The sequence below is a fragment of the Hyphomicrobium sp. genome (genome assembly GCF_036780825.1).
GTDB lineage: Bacteria > Pseudomonadota > Alphaproteobacteria > Rhizobiales > Hyphomicrobiaceae > Hyphomicrobium_C.
In genome coordinates this window covers 89,313-113,413 of record NZ_DAIQCD010000008.1, presented here as the reverse complement: position 1 = coordinate 113,413, position 24,101 = coordinate 89,313, and the positions used below count along the sequence as shown (strand labels likewise).

22 protein-coding genes and 1 tRNA gene are annotated in these 24,101 nt (G+C 62.3%); 14 read left to right on the top strand and 9 right to left on the bottom strand.

All coding sequences use genetic code 11. From position 1 onward, the window contains the following. The 6 genes from trbL to V7P99_RS05875 all read left to right on the top strand — a co-directional run. Nucleotides 1–1,190, top strand: a 1,190-nt coding sequence (gene trbL / locus V7P99_RS05900) for a P-type conjugative transfer protein TrbL (protein ID WP_333793861.1), incomplete at its 5' end; no start/stop codon positions are given. After that, nucleotides 1,187–1,876 carry a conjugal transfer protein TrbF gene (trbF, locus tag V7P99_RS05895; RefSeq protein WP_333793860.1) on the top strand — a complete coding sequence of 230 codons (690 nt, stop codon included), beginning with the start codon at nucleotides 1,187–1,189 and terminating at the stop codon, nucleotides 1,874–1,876. The genes trbL and trbF, both read left to right, overlap by 4 nt. Next, complete coding sequence (trbG, locus tag V7P99_RS05890) at nucleotides 1,873–2,826, top strand: P-type conjugative transfer protein TrbG (protein ID WP_333793859.1); 954 nt, start codon at nucleotides 1,873–1,875, stop codon at nucleotides 2,824–2,826. The genes trbF and trbG overlap by 4 nt, the downstream gene beginning before the upstream one ends. Beyond that, nucleotides 2,826–3,989 (top strand): TrbI/VirB10 family protein, encoded by a 1,164-nt coding sequence (locus tag V7P99_RS05885; protein WP_333793858.1) that lies wholly within the window; start codon nucleotides 2,826–2,828, stop codon nucleotides 3,987–3,989. The genes trbG and V7P99_RS05885 overlap by 1 nt, the downstream gene beginning before the upstream one ends. Nucleotides 3,990–3,991: 2 nt before the next feature. Beyond that, entirely contained in the window at nucleotides 3,992–4,210 is a 219-nt protein-coding gene (locus V7P99_RS05880) for a DUF2274 domain-containing protein (protein WP_333793857.1), read from the top strand. Between the two features lie 146 nt (nucleotides 4,211–4,356). Then, nucleotides 4,357–4,635: a helix-turn-helix transcriptional regulator gene (locus V7P99_RS05875; protein WP_442909876.1), complete on the top strand. Its 279-nt coding sequence runs from the start codon at nucleotides 4,357–4,359 to the stop codon at nucleotides 4,633–4,635. Here V7P99_RS05875 and V7P99_RS05870 read toward each other — a convergent pair. Continuing rightward, nucleotides 4,625–5,881 (bottom strand): tyrosine-type recombinase/integrase, encoded by a 1,257-nt coding sequence (locus V7P99_RS05870; RefSeq protein WP_333793855.1) that lies wholly within the window; start codon nucleotides 5,879–5,881, stop codon nucleotides 4,625–4,627. The two genes, V7P99_RS05875 and V7P99_RS05870, sit on opposite strands and share 11 nt — an antisense overlap. A 319-nt stretch (nucleotides 5,882–6,200) precedes the next feature. Further along, nucleotides 6,201–7,748, bottom strand: coding sequence for a glutamine-hydrolyzing GMP synthase (guaA, locus tag V7P99_RS05865; RefSeq protein WP_333793854.1), 1,548 nt, complete (start codon nucleotides 7,746–7,748; stop codon nucleotides 6,201–6,203). A 266-nt stretch (nucleotides 7,749–8,014) separates the two neighbouring features. Between guaA and V7P99_RS05860 the strand changes: the two genes are divergently transcribed. Next, nucleotides 8,015–9,022: a leucyl/phenylalanyl-tRNA--protein transferase gene (locus tag V7P99_RS05860; RefSeq protein ID WP_333793853.1), complete on the top strand. Its 1,008-nt coding sequence runs from the start codon at nucleotides 8,015–8,017 to the stop codon at nucleotides 9,020–9,022. 12 nt (nucleotides 9,023–9,034) lie between these two features. Here the strand turns inward: V7P99_RS05860 and V7P99_RS05855 are convergent, their stop codons facing one another. From V7P99_RS05855 to guaB, 4 genes are all read right to left on the bottom strand, one after another. Then, nucleotides 9,035–9,493, bottom strand: a complete 459-nt coding sequence (locus V7P99_RS05855; RefSeq protein ID WP_333793852.1) for a TspO/MBR family protein — start codon at nucleotides 9,491–9,493, stop codon at nucleotides 9,035–9,037. 108 nt (nucleotides 9,494–9,601) lie between these two features. Further along, nucleotides 9,602–10,897, bottom strand: coding sequence for an RsmB/NOP family class I SAM-dependent RNA methyltransferase (locus V7P99_RS05850; RefSeq protein WP_333793851.1), 1,296 nt, complete (start codon nucleotides 10,895–10,897; stop codon nucleotides 9,602–9,604). A 28-nt stretch (nucleotides 10,898–10,925) separates the two neighbouring features. After that, nucleotides 10,926–11,360, bottom strand: coding sequence for an MAPEG family protein (locus tag V7P99_RS05845; RefSeq protein WP_333793850.1), 435 nt, complete (start codon nucleotides 11,358–11,360; stop codon nucleotides 10,926–10,928). A gap of 31 nt (nucleotides 11,361–11,391) precedes the next feature. Beyond that, nucleotides 11,392–12,891, bottom strand: coding sequence for an IMP dehydrogenase (gene guaB, locus V7P99_RS05840; RefSeq protein ID WP_333793849.1), 1,500 nt, complete (start codon nucleotides 12,889–12,891; stop codon nucleotides 11,392–11,394). A 319-nt stretch (nucleotides 12,892–13,210) separates the two neighbouring features. Here guaB and pqqA point away from each other — a divergent pair, with 319 nt between their 5' ends. Then, on the top strand, nucleotides 13,211–13,300 hold the full coding sequence (gene pqqA / locus V7P99_RS05835) for a pyrroloquinoline quinone precursor peptide PqqA (RefSeq protein ID WP_072395130.1): 90 nt from the start codon (nucleotides 13,211–13,213) through the stop codon (nucleotides 13,298–13,300). A gap of 151 nt (nucleotides 13,301–13,451) precedes the next feature. Here the strand turns inward: pqqA and V7P99_RS05830 are convergent, their stop codons facing one another. Together V7P99_RS05830 and V7P99_RS05825 are read right to left on the bottom strand one after the other, a co-directional pair. After that, nucleotides 13,452–14,189 carry an RlmE family RNA methyltransferase gene (locus V7P99_RS05830; RefSeq protein WP_333793867.1) on the bottom strand — a complete coding sequence of 246 codons (738 nt, stop codon included), beginning with the start codon at nucleotides 14,187–14,189 and terminating at the stop codon, nucleotides 13,452–13,454. Nucleotides 14,190–14,201: 12 nt separating this feature from the next. Next, a complete protein-coding gene (locus tag V7P99_RS05825) occupies nucleotides 14,202–15,329 on the bottom strand; it encodes a Ppx/GppA phosphatase family protein (RefSeq protein ID WP_333793848.1) in 1,128 nt (375 codons plus the stop codon). Nucleotides 15,330–15,875: 546 nt separating this feature from the next. Here V7P99_RS05825 and V7P99_RS05820 point away from each other — a divergent pair. The 5 genes from V7P99_RS05820 (at nucleotide 15,876) to V7P99_RS05800 (ending at nucleotide 21,362) form a co-directional block, all read left to right on the top strand. Next, nucleotides 15,876–15,949, top strand: a tRNA-Gln gene (locus V7P99_RS05820). A 385-nt stretch (nucleotides 15,950–16,334) separates the two neighbouring features. Continuing rightward, on the top strand, nucleotides 16,335–18,146 hold the full coding sequence (locus V7P99_RS05815) for an ABC transporter ATP-binding protein (protein WP_333793847.1): 1,812 nt from the start codon (nucleotides 16,335–16,337) through the stop codon (nucleotides 18,144–18,146). Between the two features lie 236 nt (nucleotides 18,147–18,382). Next, nucleotides 18,383–19,183 carry a glycosyltransferase family 2 protein gene (locus V7P99_RS05810; protein ID WP_333793846.1) on the top strand — a complete coding sequence of 267 codons (801 nt, stop codon included), beginning with the start codon at nucleotides 18,383–18,385 and terminating at the stop codon, nucleotides 19,181–19,183. Nucleotides 19,184–19,501: 318 nt separating this feature from the next. Next, a complete protein-coding gene (locus V7P99_RS05805) occupies nucleotides 19,502–20,164 on the top strand; it encodes a phosphotransferase (RefSeq protein WP_333793845.1) in 663 nt (220 codons plus the stop codon). Nucleotides 20,165–20,231: 67 nt separating this feature from the next. Next, nucleotides 20,232–21,362, top strand: coding sequence for a glycosyltransferase family 4 protein (locus V7P99_RS05800; protein ID WP_333793844.1), 1,131 nt, complete (start codon nucleotides 20,232–20,234; stop codon nucleotides 21,360–21,362). A gap of 47 nt (nucleotides 21,363–21,409) precedes the next feature. On the opposite strand, the gene V7P99_RS05795 is transcribed toward V7P99_RS05800, so the two are convergent. After that, nucleotides 21,410–22,558 (bottom strand): glycosyltransferase, encoded by a 1,149-nt coding sequence (locus tag V7P99_RS05795; RefSeq protein WP_333793843.1) that lies wholly within the window; start codon nucleotides 22,556–22,558, stop codon nucleotides 21,410–21,412. Nucleotides 22,559–23,030: 472 nt separating this feature from the next. Between V7P99_RS05795 and cobD the strand changes: the two genes are divergently transcribed. Next, the gene (gene cobD, locus V7P99_RS05790; RefSeq protein WP_333793842.1) at nucleotides 23,031–24,083 is read left to right on the top strand and encodes a threonine-phosphate decarboxylase CobD; all 1,053 of its coding nucleotides are present in this window, start codon (nucleotides 23,031–23,033) and stop codon (nucleotides 24,081–24,083) included. Nucleotides 24,084–24,101 lie beyond the last annotated feature (18 nt).

Below are 24,101 nucleotides of genomic sequence, written 5' to 3'. Positions count from 1 at the left end.
TTGCGCGGCTGGTGAAGAAGACGCTGTTCGTCGGCGTCTTCGCCTATCTCATCGGCAACTGGAACAACCTTGCGAAGATCGTTTTCGACAGCTTCGCCGGCCTGGGCTTGAAAGCATCCGGCACGGGATTCACCGCGCAGGATTTGATGCGGCCGGGCAAGGTCGCGCAAACCGGCCTCGACGCTGCCCGCCCGCTGCTCGACTCGATTTCCGACCTTATGGGTTGGGTCGCGTTCTTCGAGAACTTCATCCAGATCGCTTGCCTGCTGTTCGCCTGGGCGCTCGTCATCCTCGCGTTCTTCATCCTCGCCATCCAGCTTTTCGTGACGTTGATCGAGTTCAAGTTGAGCACGCTGGCGGGCTTCGTCCTCATCCCGTTCGGCCTGTTCGGCAAGACCGCCTTCATGGCCGAGAGGGTCATGGGGAATGTCATTTCGTCCGGCATCAAGGTTTTGGTGCTGGCGGTTATCGTCGGCATCGGCTCGACCCTGTTCTCGCAATTCACGCAGGGCTTCGGTGGCCAGACGCCGAGCATCGACGACGCCATGGCCGTCGTGCTCGCCGCATTGTCGCTCGTCGGCCTGGGCAGCTTTGGACCCGGCATCGCATCCGGCCTCGTCAGCGGAGGCCCGCAGCTCGGCGCGGGCGCGGCAGTCGGCACCGGCCTTGCCGTTGGCGGCGCAGCTCTTGCTACAGGTGGCGCGGCCGGGCTTGCTGTCAAGGGAGGTGCTGCCGCGTTATCGGGCGGCGCTGCCGCCGTGCGCGGCGGCGCGACCGCAGCCGGCGCGGCATCCGCAGCCTATAGCCTTGGTTCGGTCGGCCAGTCCGGCGCGGCCGGCGTCGCCTCCGGCATGGGCGGCGTCGCCCGTGCCGCCGGTTCCGCCGCGATCTCGCCACTCAAGCGAGCCGTTGCGCGCGCTTCCGAAAGCGTCAAGTCCAGCTTCTCCGATGGCGTCAAGGCTGGGTTCGGCGCGACGGGCGGTGCATCCACCGGGGGCACGGTGGGCGGCACGGCCGAAGCCGCAGCCGCATCCCAACAGGGTTCCGGTTCGCCGCCCGGCTGGGCGCAGCGGATGCGCCAGGGCGGCCACACGGCTCATGCCGTTCAGACAGCCGCGCACGCCGTCCGCTCCGGCGATGGCCACGCCTCTGGTTCTTCCGTCAACCTCTCTGAAAGCGACCGCACATGAGCATCTTCAAAAGACCCGCCGTGCATTACGGCAAGACCCCGCAACCCGAAACGCCCTATCAGAAGGCCGCGCAGGTTTGGGACGAGCGCATAGGCTCGGCCCGCGTCCAGGCGCGCAACTGGCGCTATATGGCGTTTGGCTCCCTGATCCTGTCGGCCGGCTTCGCGTCCGCCCTTGTCTGGCAGACCACGCGCGGAACCGTCGTGCCCTGGGTGGTGCAGGTTGACCGGCTCGGTCAGGCACAGACCGTCGCGCCGGCAACGGCCGACTATCGCCCGACTGACCCGCAAGTGGCGTGGCATCTTGCGCGGTTCATCGAGCAGGTCAGGAGCATCCCGTTCGATCCCATCATCGTGCGTCAGAACTGGCTTCGCGCTTATGAGTGGACGACGGATCGCGGCGCGGCGGCGCTCAACGACTATGCCCGCGCGAACGACCCGTTCACGAAAGTCGGCAAGCAACAGGTTTCTGTCGAGGTATCGAGCGTAATTCGAGCCTCGCCGGATAGCTTCCGCGTCGCCTGGACCGAGCAGCACTATGAAGACGGCAAACGCGCCAGGACCGAGCGATGGACCGCGATCCTGACCATCGTGATTCAGCCGCCGCGCGATGCCGACCGGCTCAAATCCAATCCGCTCGGAATCTACGTCAACGCAATTTCGTGGTCGCGGGAGATGAACCAATGAGAGCGTCCATCCACGCGCCCGCCGTTGCGGCCGTTCTGCTATCGGCGACCATGCTGGCTGGCTGCGCGACCTACAAGCCGCCGCAGATCAGTTATGATGCCAGCGTGCCGCCGTTGCCAGCGATCCCCGCCGCCGTCACCGACGACCGGCCGCGGCCGATCCATACTCCGCCCGCCTGGACCGTTGCGCGCGGCGGCCAGACCGCCAGCACGGCGACGGGCCGCGTCGAGAACGCCAACGCCGCCGCTCGCGTGCAGCCGCGCCGTGAAGGCTATTACAACGCCATCCAGATTTATCCCTGGAGCGAAGGCGCGCTCTATCAGGTCTATGCCGCACCCGGCCAGATCACCGACATTGCCTTGGAGCCGGGCGAGAGCCTGACCGGCGCGGGGCCGATTGCGGCCGGCGACACGGCCCGCTGGATCATCGGCGACACGGAATCCGGTTCGGGCATCACGCGCCGCGTCCATATCCTTGTGAAGCCGTCCCGGCCGGACATCACGACCAATCTTGTCGTGACCACCGACCGGCGCGTTTACATGTTGGAGCTGCGATCCGGCGAGAAGCCCTATATGCCTTCCGTCGCCTGGGCGTATCCGCAGCCGCCCACCAGCCAGCGCCAGGCCGTGCCCGCGACTCCGATCATTCCGGCCGTCGCGGCGCGCAACTACCGCTATGACCTGACCGGCGACAATCCGCCGTGGAAGCCTATCGCGGTCTATGACGACGGCAGGCGCGTCTATGTCGAGTTTCCGCGCGGTATCGTGCAGGGCGAAATGCCGCCAATCTTCGTCATCGGTGCGGACGGCGAGGCACAGATCGTCAATAGCCGTATCCATCAAAACATCCTGATCGTGGACCGCCTGTTCGGCGCGGCCGAGCTGCGCCTTGGCGGCGGCAGACAGCAACAGACTGTCAGGATTGTCCGCACAGATGGGAGGGCATCCTAATGACCGACACTGAAACCAATGTCGCCGCACCGATGCGGCTTCGCGCGGAGCCGCCGCGCGTCACGCGCCTATCGCGCAAGGTGCTCGCCAGCACGGCCGCCGTCGCGCTTGTCGGGATCGGAGGAATATTGATCTATGCGCTCCAGACGCGCACGGCCGGCGATGGCGGGAAGGAGCTTTATTCGACTTCCAACCGCCAGCCTGCCGATGGGCTTGCCGGCCTACCGCGCGACTATACCGGCCCGGTCCTGGGGCCGCCGCTGCCGGGCGACCTGGGCCGCCCGATCCTTGACGCGCAGAACCGGGGCCAGCCCGTCGTGCCGCCGACGATCGCGACGCCGACCGTCGATCGCGCCGAGGAACGCCGGCTTGCCGAGGAAGAAGCCGCGCGCACCAGCCGCGTCTTTTTCCAGACCGAGGCTCGCACGGGCAGTCCGGCTGCGACGCCGGGCGGATCGGCGACGGCGGGACTTTCGGGCCTCGACCTTGCCGGCCTGACAGGACAGCCCGGCCAGCAGAGCGCGCAGGACAGGCAGCTTGCTTTCCTTAATGCGCCCGTGGACCGCCGCACCACGTCGTCGGATCGCGTCATGGCTCCGGCATCGCCATTCGTGCTCCAGGCCGGGGCCGTGATCCCGGCCGCGCTCATCACCGGCATCCGTTCCGATCTTCCGGGCCAGATCACGGCGCAAGTGACGGAGCCGATCTATGACAGCCCGACCGGGCGCATTCTGCTCGTCCCGCAGGGCACGCGCATCATCGGCCAGTATGACAACGCCGTGCAATTCGGCCAGCGCCGCGTGCTGCTCGTCTGGAATCGCCTCATCCTGCCGAACGGCCGCTCGCTCGTTCTGGAGCGCCAGCCCGGCGCGGACAGCCAAGGCTACGCCGGCCTTGAGGATGGCGTCGATTATCATTGGTGGGATTTGGCGAAGGCCGCCGGCCTTTCGACGCTGCTTTCGGTCGGAGCCGAGCTTGCCGTTGATGACGACGACCGGCTGTTGCGCGCCATCCGCAACGGCGGCCAGGACACCATCAACGACGCCGGCCAGCAGATCATCCGCCGTCAGCTCAACGTCGCCCCGACGCTGACCATCCGGCCGGGTTTCCCCGTCCGCGTCATCGTCACCCGCGATTTAGTGCTCGAACCCTATAGAGGTTGACCATGACCAAACTGAAACTCGGCGCGCTCGCCGACGATAAGCCCGTAAAGGTGACGCGCGATTTGCCCGCGACACTCTTTCGGGACTTGCAACTCTATGGCCGCTTGCTGGCACAGCCAGGGCAGCCGCCGATAGAGCCAGATAAGCTGATTGTGCCGATGCTAGAACGCTTCCTCGCCACGGATCGAGAGTTTCAGAAAGCCCGGCGCTCGGCTGGCTAACGCACTGGCGGCACCCGATAGCAGGGGTGCCGTCAGCGCGGCAGCGCGAATGCGGCACGCTACAGGCCGCCGATCTCCCTTCATGGTTCGCCTAGTTTCGGGGGCCACCAATCGCCCGGAATCCCGGTTGGACATGAACAGAGGTTATGAAGATGAGCGATCCGACATCTGCACTGGGTAAACGGACCATTCGCAGGCACCAGCTTCGGGAACTCGTTCCCCTTGCCGACACCACTATCTATGACATGGAGCAGCGAGGCGAATTTCCCCAACGCTTCTATCTAACGGCTCGGTGCGTGGTTTGGGACTTGGCCGAAGTGGAGGCATGGCTAGACGAACGCCGCCAAGCCTCTAGGGAGAGGACCATTAAGCGCGCGCCCTCTCCCGACGTAACACTTAGAAAAACGCGGCCCGTCAGACGCTAGGTTCAGGCACCAGAAGGTCCATAGACGGCGGATACAGCGTCGGAACGTATTTCTGGCCGGCTACCCAGGCGTCCACAAGGTTCGCCCATTCCTGCATCATATGGCGGCGTTGGTGCTCGTATTCCGCCTTGTTGTAGATACCGCGCGACGAGCGCCCATCCTCATGCGCCAAGCACTTTTCGATCCAGTCGCTATTGAAGCCCAACTCATTCAAGAGCGTGGAGCCTGTCCTGCGCAGATCGTGAACCGTGAAAGGTTCGAGCGGCAAGCCTTCCTTCTTCGCCCGCACCACGACGGCGGCAGTGATGCGGTTGAAGGTCGCTCGCGACATAGGCGCATCCGCGTCGTAACGTGATGGCAGTAGATATTTGGAATTGCCGGCGCAGGTCTTGAGCGCAACCAGAATGTCTATTGCCTGCTGCGCAAGATAGACGTTGTGCGCCTTGGATCGCTTCATGCGCTCTTTGGGAATCGACCAGACCGCATTCTCGAAATCGACTTCATCCCAGGTCGCATCCTGTAGCTCGCTCTTTCTGACCATCGTGAGCAGGAACAGCTTCATTCCGAGCCGGATCGTCGGCAGCGTCGGAACATGCTCAAGCTGGCCTAGCATCACCCGGATTTCGGCAGGCGATAGCGAGCGGTCTTTCGGAACGAAGGTTGCAATAGAGGCAGGCCCGACCTCATCAGCCGGGTTCGTCACCTTTTCCCCGTGCAGGATCGCGAAGGCATAAACGAGCTTCACAATATCGCGGACGTGAACCGCCGTGGCCGGCGCTCCCCGCTCCTTCACTTTCTTGCACATAGCACGAAGATCATCAGGGCTGATTTCGGTCAGCAGCCGGTTCCGAAAGGTCGGCAGAATGTCCCGTTCAAAGATTGAACGGCGCATCGCGCGGGTGCTGTCCGCCATCCGCGCTTCCTGCAACCAGCGTTCGCCAAACTCGCCGAAGCTTTTTGCTTCCTTGATGCGGCGCTTCTCGCGCTGCTTCTCCTGGGCCGGCGACCGCCCTTCCAGTATGGCGCGCTTGGCGTCGATCAGCTTCTCACGCGCACGCGCCAGGGACAGGTCGGAAGCACCGTATCGGCCCAGCGTCAAAGTCTCCCGTCTCCCGTTGAGGCGGTAGTCATACCGGAAGACGACCGACCCCGATGGTTGCACCACGACATACATACCGTCACGGTCAGCAACCTTGTAGAATTTATCCTTTGGTTTCAGTGCCTTGATGCCTGCATCAGTTAGCATGACGGCTCTCCTAGATGCTCAAAAAACGCTGGAGAGCCGGCAATTATACCGTCAGGCCAAAATCGGCCTCTCTGAACGGAAAATTTCCTATTATTATCAATCTGATAACTTCGAAAAAAATACCGTCAGAAGCTCTCTTGCCCCTGACGGTATATCTGATCCAGCAATGATACAAGAGTCGCCATACCGTCAACTATACCGTCTATCGCGAGGCTTTCCCTCCGATAGACGACGATAGACGGCGGTAAGTTTGTTGTGTTATTTCAATTAGTTAAGTAGGGCTATAGAGGGTTATCGACGGCGTTCGGATAGGCCCGAATTATTCCCACTCGATCGTGCCGGGTGGCTTCGAGGTGACGTCGTACACCACGCGGTTGATGCCGCGCACCTCGTTGATGATGCGTGTCGCAGCGCGCCCAAGGAAGCCCATGTCGAACGGATAGAAGTCCGCCGTCATGCCATCCACCGAGGTGACGGCGCGCAGCGCGAGCACGTGGTCGTACGTCCGCCCGTCCCCCATGACGCCAACCGTACGCACCGGAAGCAGAACCGCGAACGCCTGCCAGATCGCGTCGTAAAGGCCTGCATTGCGGATCTCATCGAGATAGATCGCATCCGCCTTGCGCAGGATGTCGAGTTTCTCGGTCGTGATCTCACCCGGAATGCGGATCGCAAGGCCCGGCCCCGGGAACGGATGCCGCCCGACGAACGCCTCCGGCAGTCCGAGCTCGCGGCCCAGTGCGCGCACCTCGTCCTTGAAGAGCTCCCTCAGCGGCTCGACGAGCTTCATGTTCATGCGCTCAGGCAGGCCGCCGACATTGTGATGCGACTTGATGGTAACCGAGGGTCCGCCGCTGAACGACACGCTCTCGATGACGTCCGGATAGAGTGTGCCCTGCCCCAGGAACTCGGCGCCGCCAATCTTCTCCGCCTCAGCTTCGAACACTTCGATGAAGTGGCGGCCGATGGCCTTGCGCTTGGCCTCGGGGTCGGTGACGCCCTGGAGCGCATCGAGGAACCGCTTCGAAGCGTCCACATGCACGAGCGGAATGTTGTAGTGATCGCGGAACAGCCCGACGACCTGCTCCGCCTCGCCGAGGCGCATGAGCCCGTGATCGACGAACACGCATGTGAGCTGATCGCCGATCGCCTCATGAATCAGGACCGCCGCCACCGCACTATCGACACCGCCCGAGAGCCCGCAGATCACGCGTCCCTTGCCCACCTGGCGGCGAATGCGCTCCACCATCTCGCGCCGGTAGGCGGCCATGGTCCAGTCCGGCGCGAGGCCTGCGATGCGGTGCACGAAGTTGGCGATCAGCTTGCCGCCATCCGGCGTATGCACGACCTCGGGATGGAACTGCACGGCATAGTAGCGCCGCGCCTCGTCGGCCACCGCAGCGAACGGCGCATTCTCGCTCGTCGCGATGACGCGGAAGCCAGCCGGCAGCTCCGTCACGCGGTCGCCATGGCTCATCCACACCTGATGGCGCTCGCCCTCCGCCCAGACGCCGTCGAACAGCGGGCTGGCATGCGCGATCGACAGCAGCGCGCGGCCGAACTCGCGATGATGGCCGCCCTCGACATTACCGCCGAGTTGCGCCGCCATCGTCTGCTGACCATAGCAGATGCCGAGCACCGGGATCCCGGCCGTGAACACCTCCTGCGGCGCGCGCGGGCTTCCCGCTTCCGACACCGACGACGGCCCGCCGGAGAGAATGACCGCGCCTGGCTTCAGCTTAGCGAATGCGGCCTCAGCATTCTGGAATGGATGGATCTCGCAATAGACGCCCGCCTCTCGCACCCGCCGGGCGATGAGCTGCGTGACCTGGCTGCCGAAATCGATGATGAGGACGGTGGCGGACATGGAGATGGCATAGCTCCCGAAGGCGCGGGGTTCGCCCCGGCCGGCAAAAGGCGGGTAGACCATTCCGCGGCGCGAGCGTCAAGCGCGCCGCCAACGGCCTTCGCCAACCGCGACGATGGGCGCGCTTGAGAGCCATTTACCTGCAATTAAGCGCAATCTTCAGCCGGACCGGCAAAGTCTATCCCCTGTTAACGGCTGAGGCCTAGAGCATGTCGGGATGACAGGCGCGCTTCATCTCACACGTGGCGCTTTGCAGAGGGTTTTCGATGATACCGGCACTTTGGACGATAGGCGCACTTACCTTGGCCATGGGCGTAGGCTTAGCGGCGATGCTCGCGCGCGCGAGACGGCGCGATGGCATGTTCGCCGAGGGCCCCGCCTTCACGCTCCAGCGCTGGTTCCTGGGCACGCTCTACGCGCTCCGTCCCGGACGCATCGGTGACTTGCCCTATCTGCTTTGGCATTCCGCGGCTGATATGATGCGCGGCGGCACCCGCGTGCCGGAGCAAGCCCGCACGAAGCCGCGGCCCGACACCTTCGGCGGCGTCTGCCGCGCCATCTCGCCCGACACCGTTCGTGCGGCTGCACACCGGGGCTTCTACCCATGGTGCCACGTGGGCCCGCTGAAATGGTGGACGCGAAGCGCGCGCATGGTGCTCATCACGCCGGATTTCCGCATGACCAAGAACCTTCGCCGCATCATGCGCAAGGCGCCTCACCGCGTAACCTTTGACCAAGCCTTCGACGACGTCATCCGCGCATGCGCAGGGCGGCGCAAGAACCGGCTCTATGGGCTGACCTGGATCACCCCCACGATCATGCGTCTTTATTCAGAGCTGCATCGCCAGGGCCATGCCCATTCCTTCGAGGTGTGGAACAAGGACGGCGTTCTCGTAGGCGGCGGTTATGGCCTTTCGGTCGGCCGCGTGTTCTTCACCGAGTCTCAGTTCAGCCACGAGTCCAACGCGTCGAAGATGGGCTTTGCGGCGCTCATGTACCATCTGGCGCAATGGGGCTACGTCGCCAACGACGGCAAGGATCCCACGCCGACGCTCGAGGAAGCCGGCTTCAAGCTGATCTCACGAGCCGCTTTTGAAACCATACTTGCCGAGCACGGCTCAACGCCGGCCCACACAGGCCCATGGACGGTCTCGGCGGCGCTCGGCGACATCGCAGAATGGGACGCGAGCGGTGCCTCTCCGAAGGCCTCCGCCCAGAAGCCGGCCGGCCCCGTGAAGTCCAAGAGGCCGCCGAAGATCAAGTCCGCGGCGTGATGCGGCTGCCGCTCACACCTGCGCGTTGAGCTGCCAAATGGCAAAGTTCAGCGCCGCCGCATAGCTGACCCAGGCCAGATAGGGCACGAACAAGAGGCTCGCGATCCTGTTCGTGTCCCACGTCAGCGATATGAAGGCGAAGATGGAAATCCAGAGCGCCGATATGTTCACGGCCGCCATGCCGATCTCATGCTCCTTGAACATGATGACGGACCAGGCCGCGTTGAGCTGCAACGAGATCGCCCAGATGATCAGCGACTGGCGCAAGCCCTCTTTCTCGAACACCCGCCAGCCAGCGACGGCGATCATCACGTAGATCACAGTCCATACGGGCGGAAACACCCAGTTCGGCGCCGTCCACTCCGGCTTGGCCAGCGCTTCGTACCAAGCGCCGGGAAGATAGGTCATGCCGGTCAGCGCCGCCGCGGCGACGAGCGCGACAAAGACGAGTAGCGAAAAAAGAGATTTCATGGCCCCTGCGACGCGCGCCCCCATGCTGCCTTGCCGGCAGTGCACATCCACGCCGCCGCAACGCGCGGCAACTTAGTCGAACCCTGCCGGCGCCGCAATTGCTCTACGCTATGAGGTCCGCTTGAGGCTCGCGATGAAAAAGCCATCCGTGCCGTGCGAGGCCGGCGTGAGCAGCAGTGCGGTCTCCGATCCATCCGCCGAGGCGGGAGGCGGACCGCCAATCGCATCCTCCCAGGCCTCTGCGACGGGAATGGGCGCGAACCCGGGAAACGCCTCGCAGAACCATGCCACCTGATCGCTATTCTCCGCCGGAAGCACGGAGCAGGTGACATACGTCAGACGCCCGCCCGGCTTGACCAGGCCAGCCGCCGTCGAGAGCGCGTTCCGCTGCTCCGCCTGACGGGCCGCAAGCGCTTCGGGCTTGAGCCGCCACTTCGCGTCGGGCTTGCGCCGCCAGGTGCCGGAGCCCGTGCACGGCGCATCGACAAGCACCGTATCGAAGCGCGCACCCAGGGCTTCAAGCGCCGCCTGGTCGCCGGCATCCAGCACCTGGACGTTGCGCGCGCCTGCCCGTTGCAAGCGCTCGAAGATCGGTCTCAGCTGTGTCTTGTCGCTGTCATAAGCGTAGATCTGGCCGCTGTTCTGCATGAGAGCGGAAAGCGCCAGCGTCTTGCCCCCGGCCCCCGCACACAAGTCGAGCACCTGCTGGCGGGGCTTCGCGCCGGATAGCAAAGCCGCAATCTGGCTGCCCTCGTCTTGCACCTCGAACCAGCCCTTGCCGTGCGCCGCCTCAGCCTCGACGTGCGGGCTTTTCGCCGGCCCTTCGGGAGCCGGAATGCGGAGACCCGAAGGCGAAAGCCATGTCGGCGCCGCATCGTATCTCGCAAGAGCGGACAGCACCTTCTCGCGCGTTCCCTTGAGCGTATTCACACGCAGGTCGATCGGTGCCCGCTCGGCCATGGCTTGGCCCTCGGCAGCTGCCCGATCACCGAACGCGCGCGCAAAAGCCTCCATCAGCCATTCGGGAATGTCCGCGGCCACATGCGGCGGTGCATCCGAAAGCGTGTCGCTCGCAAGACGTGTCCGCTCGTCCTCGTCGAGCGGCGCCGGCGCATGGGCGCTGCCATCGCATACGGTAATGACGTCCGCGACCGTGAGCCCGAGCGCCCGCGGCGCCGCCGCAATGGCAAGCGCACGCGGCGCGCCGCTTCCCATCCGCCATGCGAAGGAGCTGCGCCGCCTTAACGCGTCATAGACGATCGTTCCGATCGCCGCCCGATCGCCCGAGCCTGCGAAGCGATGGCGCCGGCCCCAATCCTGCAGCGCGTTGGCCGCAGGCTGATGGCGCGAGAGAACATCCTCGAGCACCTCGGCCGCGGCTTGGATGCGCCCACCCGGTTTCACGTTTCAGGTCCTTGCTGGATGCGGCGCCTCAGACTCCAGCAGCCGTAAAGAAAAGGATGCGGATGGCGAACAGAAGCCACATGATCAGGAGCGTGATCGAGCCCGCGATAAAAATGTTGGAGCGATAGGGTTGCCGGTTGATCGTCAGGTGGACGTACGCATGAGCCAGCCGGGCCGCGACGTACACCCACGCCAGGACCACGAAAACGAGATTGACTTGCCCCGTGATCATGAGAAACGCCACCAGCGCATAGAAGAGCGGCGGCGTCTCGAGCTGGTTGTGGAACGCGTTGGCGATCTTCTGCACCTCGGGCGGCCAGTTCGACTGCCGCAGCGCGATATCCGCAAACGCAACCTCTCCGCGCTTAATGGCCCCGCGCCGCGCCTGGCGCATCCAGCCCTGCAGGAAGAACGTCAGCGCCACCTGAACGAACACCGGATAGAGGATGGCGGTCTGGTTCATGGATAGCTCTCCCGCTCGGCCGCGTTACGCCTCAGGAAATGCCTGGATAGTTCGGGCTTTCGCGGGTGATCAGCACGCCGTGGGCATGGCTCTCGCGCATGCTCGCAGGGGAGATGCGGAGGAACTTGGCCCTCTGGCGCAGCTCCGCGAGCGTCTTGGCGCCGGTGTAGCCCATTCCGGCGCGTAGACCGCCCACGAGCTGATTGAGCACCGCGTCCACGGGCCCTTTGTAGGGCACCTGCCCCTCGATGCCCTCTGGTACGAGCTTCAGCATATCCTTGACTTCTTGCTGGAAGTACCGGTCGGCCGAACCGCGCGCCATGGCCCCCACGGAGCCCATGCCGCGATAAGCCTTGTAGGTGCGTCCCTGATAGAGATACGTCTCGCCCGGTGCTTCATCGGTGCCGGCGAGCAACGATCCGATCATCACGCAGTCGGCACCCGCCGCCAGCGCCTTGACGATGTCTCCCGAGAACCGGATACCGCCGTCTGCGATGACCGGCACGTCGTGCTTATGGGCCTCCTCGGCGCAATCCATGACCGCGGTGAGCTGCGGCACGCCCACGCCGGCGACAATGCGCGTCGTGCAGATCGACCCCGGCCCGATCCCGACCTTGATGGAATCGGCACCGGCTTCGATCAAAGCGCGCGTGGCATCCGCCGTGGCCACGTTGCCGGCCACCACCTGCGCCGAGTTCGACAGCTTCTTGATGCGCGTCACGGCCTCGAGCACGCTCCTCGAATGGCCATGCGCCGTATCGACGACGATCAGATCGCAACCCGCTTCGAGCAGCTTTTCCGTGCGTGTCCAGCCGTCGGTTCCGACGGTGGTCGCCGCCGCCACGCGGAGCCGTCCCTCAGGGTCCTTGCAGGCGTTCGGATGCTTGAGAGACTTCTCGATGTCCTTGACGGTGATGAGCCCGACCAGATGATATTCGTCGTCGACAACGAGCAGCTTCTCGATGCGATTCTGGTGGAGAAGGCGCTTCGCCTCATCACGGGTGACATCGCGCTTCACCGTGATCAACCGCTCTTTCGTCATCAGCTCGGCGACGGGCGTGTTTTGGTTGGTCGCAAACCGGACGTCGCGGTTGGTGAGGATGCCGACGAGCCTGCCCCGGCTCTCCCCCGGCTCCGGCGCTTCGACCACCGGGATGCCCGAGATCGAATGCGACGCCATGAGGCCCAGGGCTTCGCTCAGGGTTGCCGTCGGCTCGATGGTAACCGGATTGAGCACGATGCCGGATTCGTACTTCTTCACCGTAGCGGCATGGCGCGCCTGCTCCTCGGGAGCGAGGTTACGGTGCAGCACTCCGATGCCGCCTTCCTGTGCCACCGCGATGGCGAGCCGCCCTTCCGTCACCGTATCCATGGCCGAGGAGAGGATCGGAATGTTGAGCGAGATCGACCGCGTGACGCGGCTCGCCACATTCACCTGGCTCGGCAGGACTTCAGAAGCGGCCGGCACCAGGAGCACATCGTCGAATGTCAATGCCAGACCCAAATCGCTATCGATTGGGCGGTAAGCCATGGTTCTCTCCTTGGGCGCGGATGTGACAAAGGTGGCCCGAGGCATGCAGCCCGGCCCGAATGTCGGATGGGCTATAGCATCGCGCGGGAACGAGGGGAAGAGACTGGCCCTGCGGCGAGCCGCCCGCGTCAAGCGCGAGCCAGAGGCCGCTGGCCGGAACCTCCAGGCCCGGCTCCCGCTGTTTGCACCATCGATCAGCGCGCATCAGAGGGGCTGATGATGTGCACTGAAAATTCAATTAGACCTCTAGCCCTTATCGCGTTAGGAAGGCACGTTTGAAAATGCCCTGTTCTAGGGGTATCGAAGGAGGAAACGGATCATGAAGATTTGGGTAAAGCCCGCCGTGCGCGAGCAGGAAGTCGGCCTCGAGGTGACGAGCTACCTGCCGGCAGAAATCGACATCATCTAACGGATGATGAAGAAGGCTCGTGCACTGACGAGCCGATAAGGCACGGCGGTCGGGCAAGCGGCCGCCGTTGCTGTTTTTAGGGCCACTCCATCACAGTCCCGAGTTCACAATTCTCGAACTCGCAACACTCGGCCAGCCCGCCGTGAGGGGCTCACCTGCCGCCTTTGAAGCCGGTGGCCAGCACGTAGAGCTCGGCGCTATCGGCGCGGCTCGCCGGCGGCTTCACGTGGCGCACGATCGAGAAGCGCTGTCTCAGGAAGTCGAGAAGATCGCGCTCGGTGCCTCCCTGGAACACCTTGCAGAGGAACGCGCCGCCCGGCGCCAGCACGTCGGCGGCGAAGTGCGCGGCAGCTTCCGCCAGGTTCATGATCCGGAGATGATCCGTCTTAGCATGCCCGACCGTCGGAGCTGCCATATCCGACAGAACGACGTCGGCCGCTCCACCCTCGAGCTTTGATTTCAGCCAGTCCTCGGCGCCGTCGTCCATGAAGTCGAGCTGCGCCAGCTCGACGCCCGCCACCGGCTCCATCTCGAGTATGTCGATCGCGACCACCTGGCCGCGCCCCGCCACGGCCTGCACACGCTCGGCGGCGATCTGGCTCCAGCCGCCTGGCGCCGCACCGAGATCGACCACACGGCCGCCAGGCTTGAGGAGCCGGTACTTGTCGTCGATCTCGATCAGCTTGTAGGCGGCCCGCGACCGGTATCCCGCGCGCTTGGCGGCGGCGACATAGGGATCGTTGAGTTGTCGCTCGAGCCAGCGCTGCGAGGAAGCCGTACGTTTGCGCGCCGTTTTGAGGCGGACGTTGAGATCACGCTGGCCGCCCGATGGTCCGATAGCGCTGCTCGAGCCCTTCGCCCGGGGGCCGCGTCCCGATTTTCCCTTCATACGCATGACGGTCTATCCTGGCCGCTGCCAGCGGCGGCGCCGCCCGACTCGATAAACGCCATCCTCGCTCATGAGCGTGGTGAGAATGCCTTCCCGCAAGCCCCTGTCCGCGACCCGCAGCCGCTCGGCCGGCCAGATCCTGAGGATGGCCTCGAGAATGGCGCAGCCAGCCAGCACGAGATCCGCTCTCTCCTGCCCGATGCAGGGCTGCGCCACCCGCTCGCCATACGAGCAGGCAAGCAGATCCTCGGTGACGCCCCGGATTTCCTCGATCGAAAGCCAGCACCCATCGACGCGCGAGCGGTCGTAGCGCCTTAGTCCAAGATGAATGCCGGCCATCGTGGTCACGGTGCCCGATGTCCCCAGCAGATGCATGTTGCCACCGTGGGCACGGCCGCGAAAACCGTGCTCCGCCTCGAACGGCATGAGCAGGCTGGAGACATGAGCGATCATGGCTTCGAAGCTGTCGTCCGTAACGTCATGCCCGCCAAAGCGCTCGGCCAGCGTGACCACGCCGACCGGCAGTGACGTCCAGGCTCGGATCTTTGGCCTGACGCGCAGCGCGCCGTTGCCGTTAGCGTTGGAGCGGTCGCGGCCTCCTCCCTCGGAAAGGTCGAGCCAGATCAACTCCGAAGATCCCCCTCCGATATCGAAGACCAGCACGTAATCAGCATGATAGTCGATCAGCGATGCACAGCCCGAGACGGCGAGGCTTGCCTCCGTCTCCTGGTCGAGCACCTCGAGCTTGAGGCCAACTTCCCTCTCGACGCGATGCAGGAAGTCACGTCCGTTAGCCGCAACCCGGCAAGCGGCCGTCGCCACGCAGCGCGCGCGCACCACCTCGTTCCGGGCCATTTTCGTGGCGCAGACCCTAAGCGCGTCTATGGTTCGGCGCATGGCTTCATCCGAGAGGCACCCGGATTGCGAGACGCCTTCTCCGAGCCGGATGATGCGCGAAAAGGCGTCGACCACCCGAAACCCTCGCCGCGAGGGGCGCGCGAGCAGAAGCCGGCAATTGTTCGTGCCCAGATCCAGCGCCCCATAGACCTGGCTGCGGCCGTTACTCTCGGAATGCTCTCTGATGTCGCCCGCGAAGACATGCGGCCCGCCGGACTGGGGCCGCGCCGGCGGCTGGCTCATATTGCCCCGAGCGCGAATGCCCTGTTCGCTCGGAACACGGGCTGCCTGTCGCGGATCGTTTACAGGAGCGCGGGCACGCTCATCGTCCGTCAGTTCCGACACGTTTCTTCCCCAGCACCTGGGTCCGGGGAGGCGGCGAAACGGACCGGCTCACCCTCTCTTCAGGCAAAGTCTGGCTTCATCTGGATGCACTCTAGCAGGTGGCCGCGCCCCGTAAAGAAAAAGCACGGACATCGGTTAGCCATCGTCTACCTGCCGCGGCCGAGGGCTTGGACCGGTCTCTGCTTGCCTCCGCATTCGCTTTTCCTACTCGGCCGAAGCGCGCCCGTCCTTGCGACACGCGGACATTGGAGGCTCAAATCGAAAGCCTACCGTCACCCTAAGCCCTTGCGCCGCTGCGACAACATCCTTTCCCGCGGCCGCAAGCCATCGAAAGGCCGGTCCTGACGGAAAGTGTCCGACTGTTCTTGCGCGGCTTAAGCCGAGCTGTTATAGGGCCCGTTCGGCAGCGCCGGGGCCTCCTCGACGCGCGCCGCGATCCGGCTTTGGGGGATCGTCTAATGGTAGGACTGCAGACTCTGACTCTGCCTGTCTAGGTTCGAATCCTAGTCCCCCAGCCACTTTCCGCAAAACTGCCTCTGAATACTCAACGAGTTGGCCCATCCGGGCCGAACGCCGGATTGCTACACGGTCCGCCATGGCGTCGTCTCGATGGCCTGAGTCCTGAGAGCGGCAGGCTCCCAGCGATCAGCGCGGCCCTCGCTTGCCTCATGGTCGGCCCCCCACACACCTCTGTCCGCTCTCGGCAATGTTCGCTCCTTGCCGCCCCGGCAACGGCCGTACGTCGGTGCCCAGCGTCTGCGGATCCGTTCGAACACGCCTGCATCGCATTTTCCAGGGATGCTCCTCGTGGCTGCGCACTCCTGCCACGCCACAGGTGAATAAGAACGAACTGCGCTATCTTCCGCATCGCTCGATCGAGCCCAACCTGATAATGCCCGGACCATGATCCAAATCTTTCGTAAGATTCATGGGATTCTCGATGCCAGGGAGCGCCGCAACGCGCTTATGCTGCTTGGCCTGATGCTCGTGGCTGCGTTCGTCGAAGTCGTCGGCGTCGCATCGGTCATGCCATTCGTCGCGATTTTAGCCGACCCCTCCATCGTAAGTGCCAATCGTCATCTCAGCTGGGCCTTTACGACCATGGGTTTCACCGATCCCGGGTCGTTCATGGTGCTCTTGGGACTTGCGACCGTCCTCATTTTTCTAGGCGCACTAACGATCAAGGCGGTAACGACCTACTCTATTCTGCGCTTCTCAAACATGAGAGCGCACAGCATCGCTACGCGCTTACTCACCGGCTATCTGAGCCAGCCGTATGTCTTTTACTTGGGCCGCAACACCGCCGAGTTGAGTAAGACCTTGTTTTCCGAGGTCAGCGAAGTCACCAACGGCGCTCTCATTCCGGCGCTCAAGCTGATCTCCAATGCAATTGTCGCCTTGTGCATCACCATACTGTTGCTCTTGGTCGACCCCTCGCTCACGGTCGTCATCGGCGCCCTGCTGGGCGGAAGCTTCTCCCTCATCTACTTTCTGGTCCGCAAGGTCCTAAATCGCTTTGGCGAGCAGCGCGCAGTAGATAACGCCGCGCGCTTCATCCTCGCAAACGAAGCTATGAACGGCATCAAGGATCTGCGTCTTTTAGGTCGAGAGCGGTACTACATCGATCGCTTCAAAAAAGTTTCCCATCGCTTCTGCCGTCAGGTGGCGATCACCAAGACCATCGGCGACGTTCCGCATCTTGCTGTCCAAGGCGTTGCGTTTGGCGGCGTGCTTCTCCTGGTGCTTTATCTCACCACGCGCCACAACGGGTTGAGCGGGGCGATGCCTATCATCGTTCTTTATGCCTTTGCGGGCTATCGCATGCTTCCGGCGTTTCAAGAAATCTTCAAGAACGCTACCCAGATGCGCTATTTCAATCCCGCGCTTGACCGCTTGCACGCCGACCTCGCGCTTACAGACGCGGGCGCACTGGAGCATTCACAAAACATCACTGAGCATCTGGAAGGCGATATCGAGATCAAAGACGTTCGTTTCTCTTATCCCGCCACAAACCAGCCCACGATCGACAGTGTCAGCCTCACCATTCCCAAGGGCAGCAGCGTCGCGTTCATCGGTAAAACAGGCTCAGGTAAAAGCACAATCATCGATCTCATTACAGGTTTACTTGAGCCTCAGAACGGCTCCATCACCATCGGTGGCGTGCCCCTCTCCCGCGAGAACTTATGTAGCTGGCAGCGCACGATAGGCTATGTTCCGCAGACGATCTTCCTCACCGACGCGTCGATAGCGGAAAACATCGCCTTCGGCATTCCGCCGCACGACATCGATATCGAGGCGGTTCAAAGGGCCGCCAAGTCGGCCCATATTCACGACTTCATCGTTTCGGGATTGCCAGATGGATATCAGACGCTCGTCGGCGAGCGGGGCATTCGCCTTTCCGGAGGCCAGCGCCAACGTATCGGCATCGCGCGCGCGCTCTATCACAACCCCCGCGTCGTAGTATTCGATGAGGCCACAAGCGCCCTCGACAACTCTACGGAACGATCCGTGATCGAGGCGATCAACGATCTTGTTGGGGAGAAAACCGTTATTTTGATTGCGCACCGCCTTACGACCATACAGCGGTGTGATACTATTTATCTAATGGCCGAGGGGCGCATCCGAGCTGCCGGCACCTATGAATATCTTTTAGATAACGAAGATATCGAGGGCTTGTTGCCATGGGGAGAAACCAACCTCAGCACTCACACTTGAAAACGAAATAGAAATCGATACTGGTTAACCCCATGGCATAAGGCCATGGATATACGGATATTAGAGCGAGAAACGGCACGAACAATACAATTAATGCCTGGCCGCGGGGTTAAAGCGTAGAACTTTTAAAAAAAATCAAACGAAAACGGATTAAAACTCCTTGGCGCCAAGCAGCCAAGAACTACAAAACCAGCTACGATTTACACTCGGTCACGCCTTTCTGGAGCAGCCGCAATATGGACTTCTCCGTTATAATACCGACCTGCGATCGTCCTGAGCTGCTTCGACACGCCGTCGAAAGCGTTCTTTCTCAATCCCTTTCCCCTAGAGAGATCATTATCGTCGACAACGGATTAACTCCTGTCAAGTCTGCGGTCTTACCAGCTTGTCCCCTTATCAAGATCATTCGCGCACTTCCACGCTTTGGAGTGTCACAAGCAAGAAACCTCGGCGCCATCCTATCGACGGGAGAATACCTGGCATTCTTGGATGACGACGACGCTTGGGATGTGAACTATCTCCAGAGCATTCGCGGCTGCCTAGATGGGGATCGCGTTTCAATCGTGCTTGGCCGTCGCCGATATATGGTTAGCAAGGTCCCCAGGCCGGGCAAACAAGTAGAATTCAGCACGCCACGAGAGTTGATAGATATGATAATGGTCCGAAATCCTGGCGTATCAGGGAGCAACACCGTCGTACTACGCTCCGCTTTCTCACGCTCGCGCGGCTATGATCCTTATCTCACAACCGGCCAGGATAAAGCATTGGTTCTTGATCTTCTTCTAAGGGGAGAATCTGTCGCCAGAGCGGAATCCGCATGGGTCGACTATCGCGACGATCGCTCTATTCCGCGGCAAACTGATTTAGCCAATCTGCTCGAAGGCAAGAGTCGCTTCGCCGAGAAGTATTGGAAACACATGACAACTCGGCAGAAGATCCAGAACATTAATCAGCTGTATAGAATGCGAGCTCTGCTACTTGCAAAACGGTTCAAACACAGCTCCATGGGCAACAGATCAACACCTGCCCGCACGTAAGGACAGCTTGAGGAGGAACAGCGCACGTGTTCAGGGGTGACCTCAGCTGAGTAAACTTCAACTTACTGCTTCCGCCGGCTAAGAAGACTACGGGTTTGGCTAAGAATGCTCCTCAGAATCGCACGCAAAATTGCTGCGAAAGCATCGGCCGCGGAGCGTCGCCTCGCTTTCCCAACCGACTTCGGCACGATATCGATCGGCAATCATAGGATTTCACATCTCGCGCCACTCGGCCGCGCGCGCCATCCCGGTATCACGAAGGCGGGCCGGTTATCGTTTTCGGGCCAATGCGACGGCAGCAAAGTCAAGGTATTTAGCGTGTTCTCGCCGCAGCAGGCAGCGCTCCGTGTCGCCTTGCAGCGTAAAACCTTCGCGGGGTGCGCGTTTCCCGATATCGTCGCAGCCGATGATGCTTTGATCGCGGAGGCCTGGGTTCCCGGCACGACCGTTTCTGAGCTCGCCCCCACTGAGCGGCAGAACGCGTATGTGGCAGTGGCAGCCTTCCTTGAGGATCTTCGCACACGGTGTGATCTGGCCGATACGGCGCGCACATTTCCCACGGCATTCGACTATATCGGCCATTATTTGGTGCCGCGCCTCGAACCGTGGACCGCGCTCGATGACATCAGAGATGCCCTGTCGGACTGGCGTGAGGTTTACGCTCGGATCGCAGACGCTGTGCCCTCGCACGTGAGCCATCCCGACCTTTCGGCCAACAACATCATTCGGGAGGACGAAACAGGTCGCTTCGTCATCATTGACAACGAATTGCTCGGAGTGGGACACGGCTGGATCCTCGACCAACGCAATTCCTGCCTTAGCACTGAGAGCGGGTTTGAAGAGACATGGCCTGACGTAACGCTGCTTGCCGAAAAAGCTTGGCAGTTGCGCTGCATCGGGAGCGCGCTCGACGCAGGCGATCTCTCAGGCGCGCTTGCGATCGCGAGGAGAGAGACTTTCCGGAAAGCTTCGAGCATTTGACAGCTTGCATATTGGAAGGGTGAGCGCCTTCATCTGCGTCATCCACCATCGAGTCCCGCTTCCGCCCATGAAGATCGTCTACATCTCCAATTCGATCATCCCGTCGCGATCGGCGAACAGCATTCATGTCATGAAGGTCTGCCAGGCATTTGCAGACAATGGGCATGAGGTCGATCTGTTCGCGCCAGACTTCGGCAGCCTCCAGGATCGCAAGCCCGATCCCTTTCCGTTTTATGGCGTCAAGCAGAACTTCAGGGTCATCTCGCTGCCCGCCACAACGGGGCGCATCGGCACACACCTTTACGAAATCCACGCTGCACGTGAGGCGAGGCGGATCTCACCGAATCTCATCTATAGTCGCAGCGCGTTGGCTTCTCTGTTCACTGACCGTCGCGTTCCGACCATTTTCGAATGCCATGCGCCGATAAATCGAAATTGGATCACATCCCGCCTCGTGGCCACACTGATCCGGCGCAAAAATCTCGTCCGGTTCGTCGTCATCACGCAGACTTTGCGGGATCATTACCTTGCGAGCTACCCCCAGCTCGAATCCAAAATTCTGGTTGCACCGGATGCGGCTGACCCGCCGCAGGAGAATTGCACGCCAGCCATGCTGGACTCTCGGTCTTCCAGCCTCAACGTCGGCTATGTCGGCCACCTGTATCCCGGTAAAGGCATGGAAGTCGTCGTGCCGCTGGCAGAGCGCTATCCCCGCGCCACGTTCCACGTCGTGGGGGGTACGGAAGGCGATCTCGCCGCTTGGCGCAAAACAGCGGCGCACCTCGGAAACATCGTCTTTTACGGCCATCAGCCGCCCGCCGTGGCCGCCAGCTATATCGCCGCGTGCGACGTGGCGTTGCTCCCGAACCAACACACCGTTCGAGCCTTCGGCGTGACAGGAAGGACATCCGGCCTCGACATCGGACAGTGGACATCACCGCTGAAAATGTTCGAGTACATGGCGCACGGCAAAGCCATTATCGCGTCCGATCTGCCGGTTCTAAAAGAAATTCTGGCGCATGAAGACAACGCCCTTCTGGCTCGCCCAGATGATATCGACGCTTGGCTCGTCAATCTGAAGCGTCTCGACGATGACCCGCAGCTTCGCACAACTTTGGGCGAGAACGCCAAGCGAGACTTTTTAAACAATCATACTTGGCGGAAACGAAGCGCGCTCACCATCGCCGGGCTTCCTTGATCGACACGTCACCCACGGCAGCCGGAAATTGCTGCCGAGAGTGCTCGTTACTTTGGGCGCGGCGATATCAAACCATGGCTCTCGCATCGCTCACCGCCCGACATCCAAAGCGCTTCATACTCTCTGAAACTCGCGTCGATGGAAAAACGGGCGACGACCGATGCTCGGTTCTTCTCTCTGTCCCCTTTGCCGTCCCTCGCCGATGAGCTCAGCGTTTCGTTGATAGCTTCCGCTAATGCGGCCGGATCGCGCGCCCGAATCACGCGGCCGCGATCGCCCACGATAAGGGCCGCATCACCGACGTCCGTGACAACGCACGATGTTCCGCAGGCAAGCGCCTCAGCCACCACGTTGGGAAAAGCTTCTCCATGCGATGAAGAGAGGACAAACAAATCCAGGCCGTTCAGAATGCGCGGGATGTCGGATCTTTCTCCGAGACAGCTTAATGGCATACGCACGCCGCTCGCGCCGATCATCGATCGGAGCTCGCTGTTTTCCAGCGTGCAGCCGGTGCCGGCCAGAACGCCGTGCATCGAAACTCCTGCTTCCTGCTCAACCTGACGGAGCGCGTCCAGGAGCGTCGCACGGTCCTTTTGCGGCGCCCATCGTCCAACGGATCCGATGACAAGCGTCGCATCATTCACGCCGAGCTCAGATCGGAAACTCGCACGAGCCTCGGCATCGATGGCATAGAATTCGAAATCGTAGCCGTTCGGTATGATTACGAACTTCTCGGGTTTGTATCCCGCCGCAACATGAACCTCTTTTGCGCTTTGCGCACAGCAAACGATACGGTCCGGCACACTGGACGAAAGCCACGCACAAGCCTTCGTGATCACGCGCGTCATCAGCTTGGTGGTTTTCCTGTCGTGATCCGTATGGCGGATGTTCCAAAGAACATGCGGCACACCGATTGCCTTGGCCGCCAGCCCTCCCAGCAGATCGGCATGGTACATCCACGTCTGCACGACATCCGGCCTCATGCGCTTCAGTGTGCGATAGAGCCGTGGAAGTCCGGCCAGTGCGGAGGGGCCTTTACTCATTCCGAGCGTTACGACGTCGATCCCGGCAGCTTGTAAAGGCGCCAAGTGCGGGCCTCCGTCCATGAAGGCGATGACGCTTTGACGAACACGGTCGGATTGTATTTCGCAAAGGCGCCTCATCATCGCCTGAGCGCCGCCTTGCTCCAGGCTCACGATGATATGGCAGATCGTTAGCGGCCGCGGGGTCATTCGCTCGCCAAAACGCAGTATCCGCCGAGGCGATCCAAGCCGGGCGGCAGCATGTCAACCAGACGTCGATGATCGATCAGACGCTGGCCAGGAAAAGGCATGGATCGATCAAATTTCGAGGCGTTCAAATAATCTCTCCGAGCTTTTCGTCGTACATCCCGCAAGATCCAACGGTTCGCAATCGCCGACCAGTATGGCATCCGGCCAAGCACAAGGCACTCCATCTCGTGTCTTCCGCCCATCGCTGTGGAATATTTGGGCGCCGCCGCACGAACACGAGCGTGGCGCCGTCTCATTGAGCTTTTTCGATCGGAAGCTTATGAGCTAGGCTGCGCACCGCTGAGGCGGCATGCATTCGCTTATCTCCCGCCCCGCACCGCAGACGGACCGTCCCGCGGATCCTTGCGAATATTTTCGACGATTAGGCAGAACGGCGATGATCTCGGTGGACCAGGAGCCGATCGGCCACGGCGGCGATCTCGACGCCGCGCGAGCACGGTTTCCCGCGGCGCCGGAACCCTGGATTGATCTCTCGACCGGCATCAATCCGCACCCTTATCCGCTGCCCGCGCTCGATACCGATACCTGGGCGAGACTGCCGCAGATGGGCGAGGAGGAGCATCTGCGGACCGTAGCAGCCCGCCGCTATGGGGCCGCGCACCCGGAAATGGTCGTAAGCGCCCCCGGCACGCAAGCCCTTATTCAAATCCTGCCACGCCTCGCTCCGCCGCAATCCCGCGTCGCTATCGTCAGCCCCACCTATGCCGAGCACGCTGTCGCATGGCACAGCGGCGGCCACGACGTGGTGGAGGTTCCCGATATCGCCTCGGTGGGAGCCGCGAACGTTGTCGTCATCGTCAATCCGAACAATCCCACGGGGCACATAACGTCCGAGGCTCGGCTCCGAGAGCTGGCGCGCACCCTGGAAGCCGGCCAACGCGAAGGCCTCCTCGTCGTCGATGAAGCCTTCGCCGATGCCTTGCCTGCTGGTACGAGCGTCGTTCCGAGCCTCCCCCCGGCAACCGTCGTCCTGCGCTCGTTCGGAAAGATGTACGGCCTTGCCGGCGTCCGCCTGGGCTTCGCAATCACACACGCGAGATTGGCCGCGAACCTTCGTAAAGCTTTGGGACCGTGGGCCGTGGCCGGCCCTGCTCTAGCGATCGGAGCCGCTGCGCTCGCCGATGAGCACTGGCTCACCGATATGCTGCAGCGGCTCGCGGCAGACAGCCGACGGCTCGATTCGCTTCTCATCCGGACCGGCTGCGACCTCGTCGGCGGCACGCCCCTGTTCCGGCTCGCGGCTCACCCCGCCGCACCGGCGATGGCCGACACGCTTGGCCGAAATGGCATCCTTGTGCGGCGATTTTCGTACGCGCCCACATGGCTGCGCTTCGGCCTTCCTGGCCCAGAGGAGGCTTGGCAACGTCTCGATCGCGCCCTTTGCGAGTGGACCGCCATGGATGCTGCCGAAGCCCGCATCGCCCGCTGATGTGCACACGATGGAGCG

What these genes read in the sequence shown, in the direction of transcription:
- trbF (WP_333793860.1), top strand. Translation starts at nt 1,187, where the DNA reads ATGAGCATCTTCAAAAGACCCGCCGTGCATTACGGCAAGACCCCGCAA.
- trbG (WP_333793859.1), top strand. Translation starts at nt 1,873, where the DNA reads ATGAGAGCGTCCATCCACGCGCCCGCCGTTGCGGCCGTTCTGCTATCG.
- V7P99_RS05885 (WP_333793858.1), top strand. Translation starts at nt 2,826, where the DNA reads ATGACCGACACTGAAACCAATGTCGCCGCACCGATGCGGCTTCGCGCG.
- V7P99_RS05880 (WP_333793857.1), top strand. Translation starts at nt 3,992, where the DNA reads ATGACCAAACTGAAACTCGGCGCGCTCGCCGACGATAAGCCCGTAAAG.
- V7P99_RS05875 (WP_442909876.1), top strand. Translation starts at nt 4,357, where the DNA reads ATGAAGATGAGCGATCCGACATCTGCACTGGGTAAACGGACCATTCGC.
- V7P99_RS05870 (WP_333793855.1), bottom strand. Translation starts at nt 5,881, where the DNA reads ATGCTAACTGATGCAGGCATCAAGGCACTGAAACCAAAGGATAAATTC.
- guaA (WP_333793854.1), bottom strand. Translation starts at nt 7,748, where the DNA reads ATGTCCGCCACCGTCCTCATCATCGATTTCGGCAGCCAGGTCACGCAG.
- V7P99_RS05860 (WP_333793853.1), top strand. Translation starts at nt 8,015, where the DNA reads ATGATACCGGCACTTTGGACGATAGGCGCACTTACCTTGGCCATGGGC.
- V7P99_RS05855 (WP_333793852.1), bottom strand. Translation starts at nt 9,493, where the DNA reads ATGAAATCTCTTTTTTCGCTACTCGTCTTTGTCGCGCTCGTCGCCGCG.
- V7P99_RS05845 (WP_333793850.1), bottom strand. Translation starts at nt 11,360, where the DNA reads ATGAACCAGACCGCCATCCTCTATCCGGTGTTCGTTCAGGTGGCGCTG.
- guaB (WP_333793849.1), bottom strand. Translation starts at nt 12,891, where the DNA reads ATGGCTTACCGCCCAATCGATAGCGATTTGGGTCTGGCATTGACATTC.
- pqqA (WP_072395130.1), top strand. Translation starts at nt 13,211, where the DNA reads ATGAAGATTTGGGTAAAGCCCGCCGTGCGCGAGCAGGAAGTCGGCCTC.
- V7P99_RS05830 (WP_333793867.1), bottom strand. Translation starts at nt 14,189, where the DNA reads ATGAAGGGAAAATCGGGACGCGGCCCCCGGGCGAAGGGCTCGAGCAGC.
- V7P99_RS05825 (WP_333793848.1), bottom strand. Translation starts at nt 15,329, where the DNA reads ATGAGCCAGCCGCCGGCGCGGCCCCAGTCCGGCGGGCCGCATGTCTTC.
- V7P99_RS05815 (WP_333793847.1), top strand. Translation starts at nt 16,335, where the DNA reads ATGATCCAAATCTTTCGTAAGATTCATGGGATTCTCGATGCCAGGGAG.
- V7P99_RS05810 (WP_333793846.1), top strand. Translation starts at nt 18,383, where the DNA reads ATGGACTTCTCCGTTATAATACCGACCTGCGATCGTCCTGAGCTGCTT.
- V7P99_RS05800 (WP_333793844.1), top strand. Translation starts at nt 20,232, where the DNA reads ATGAAGATCGTCTACATCTCCAATTCGATCATCCCGTCGCGATCGGCG.
- cobD (WP_333793842.1), top strand. Translation starts at nt 23,031, where the DNA reads ATGATCTCGGTGGACCAGGAGCCGATCGGCCACGGCGGCGATCTCGAC.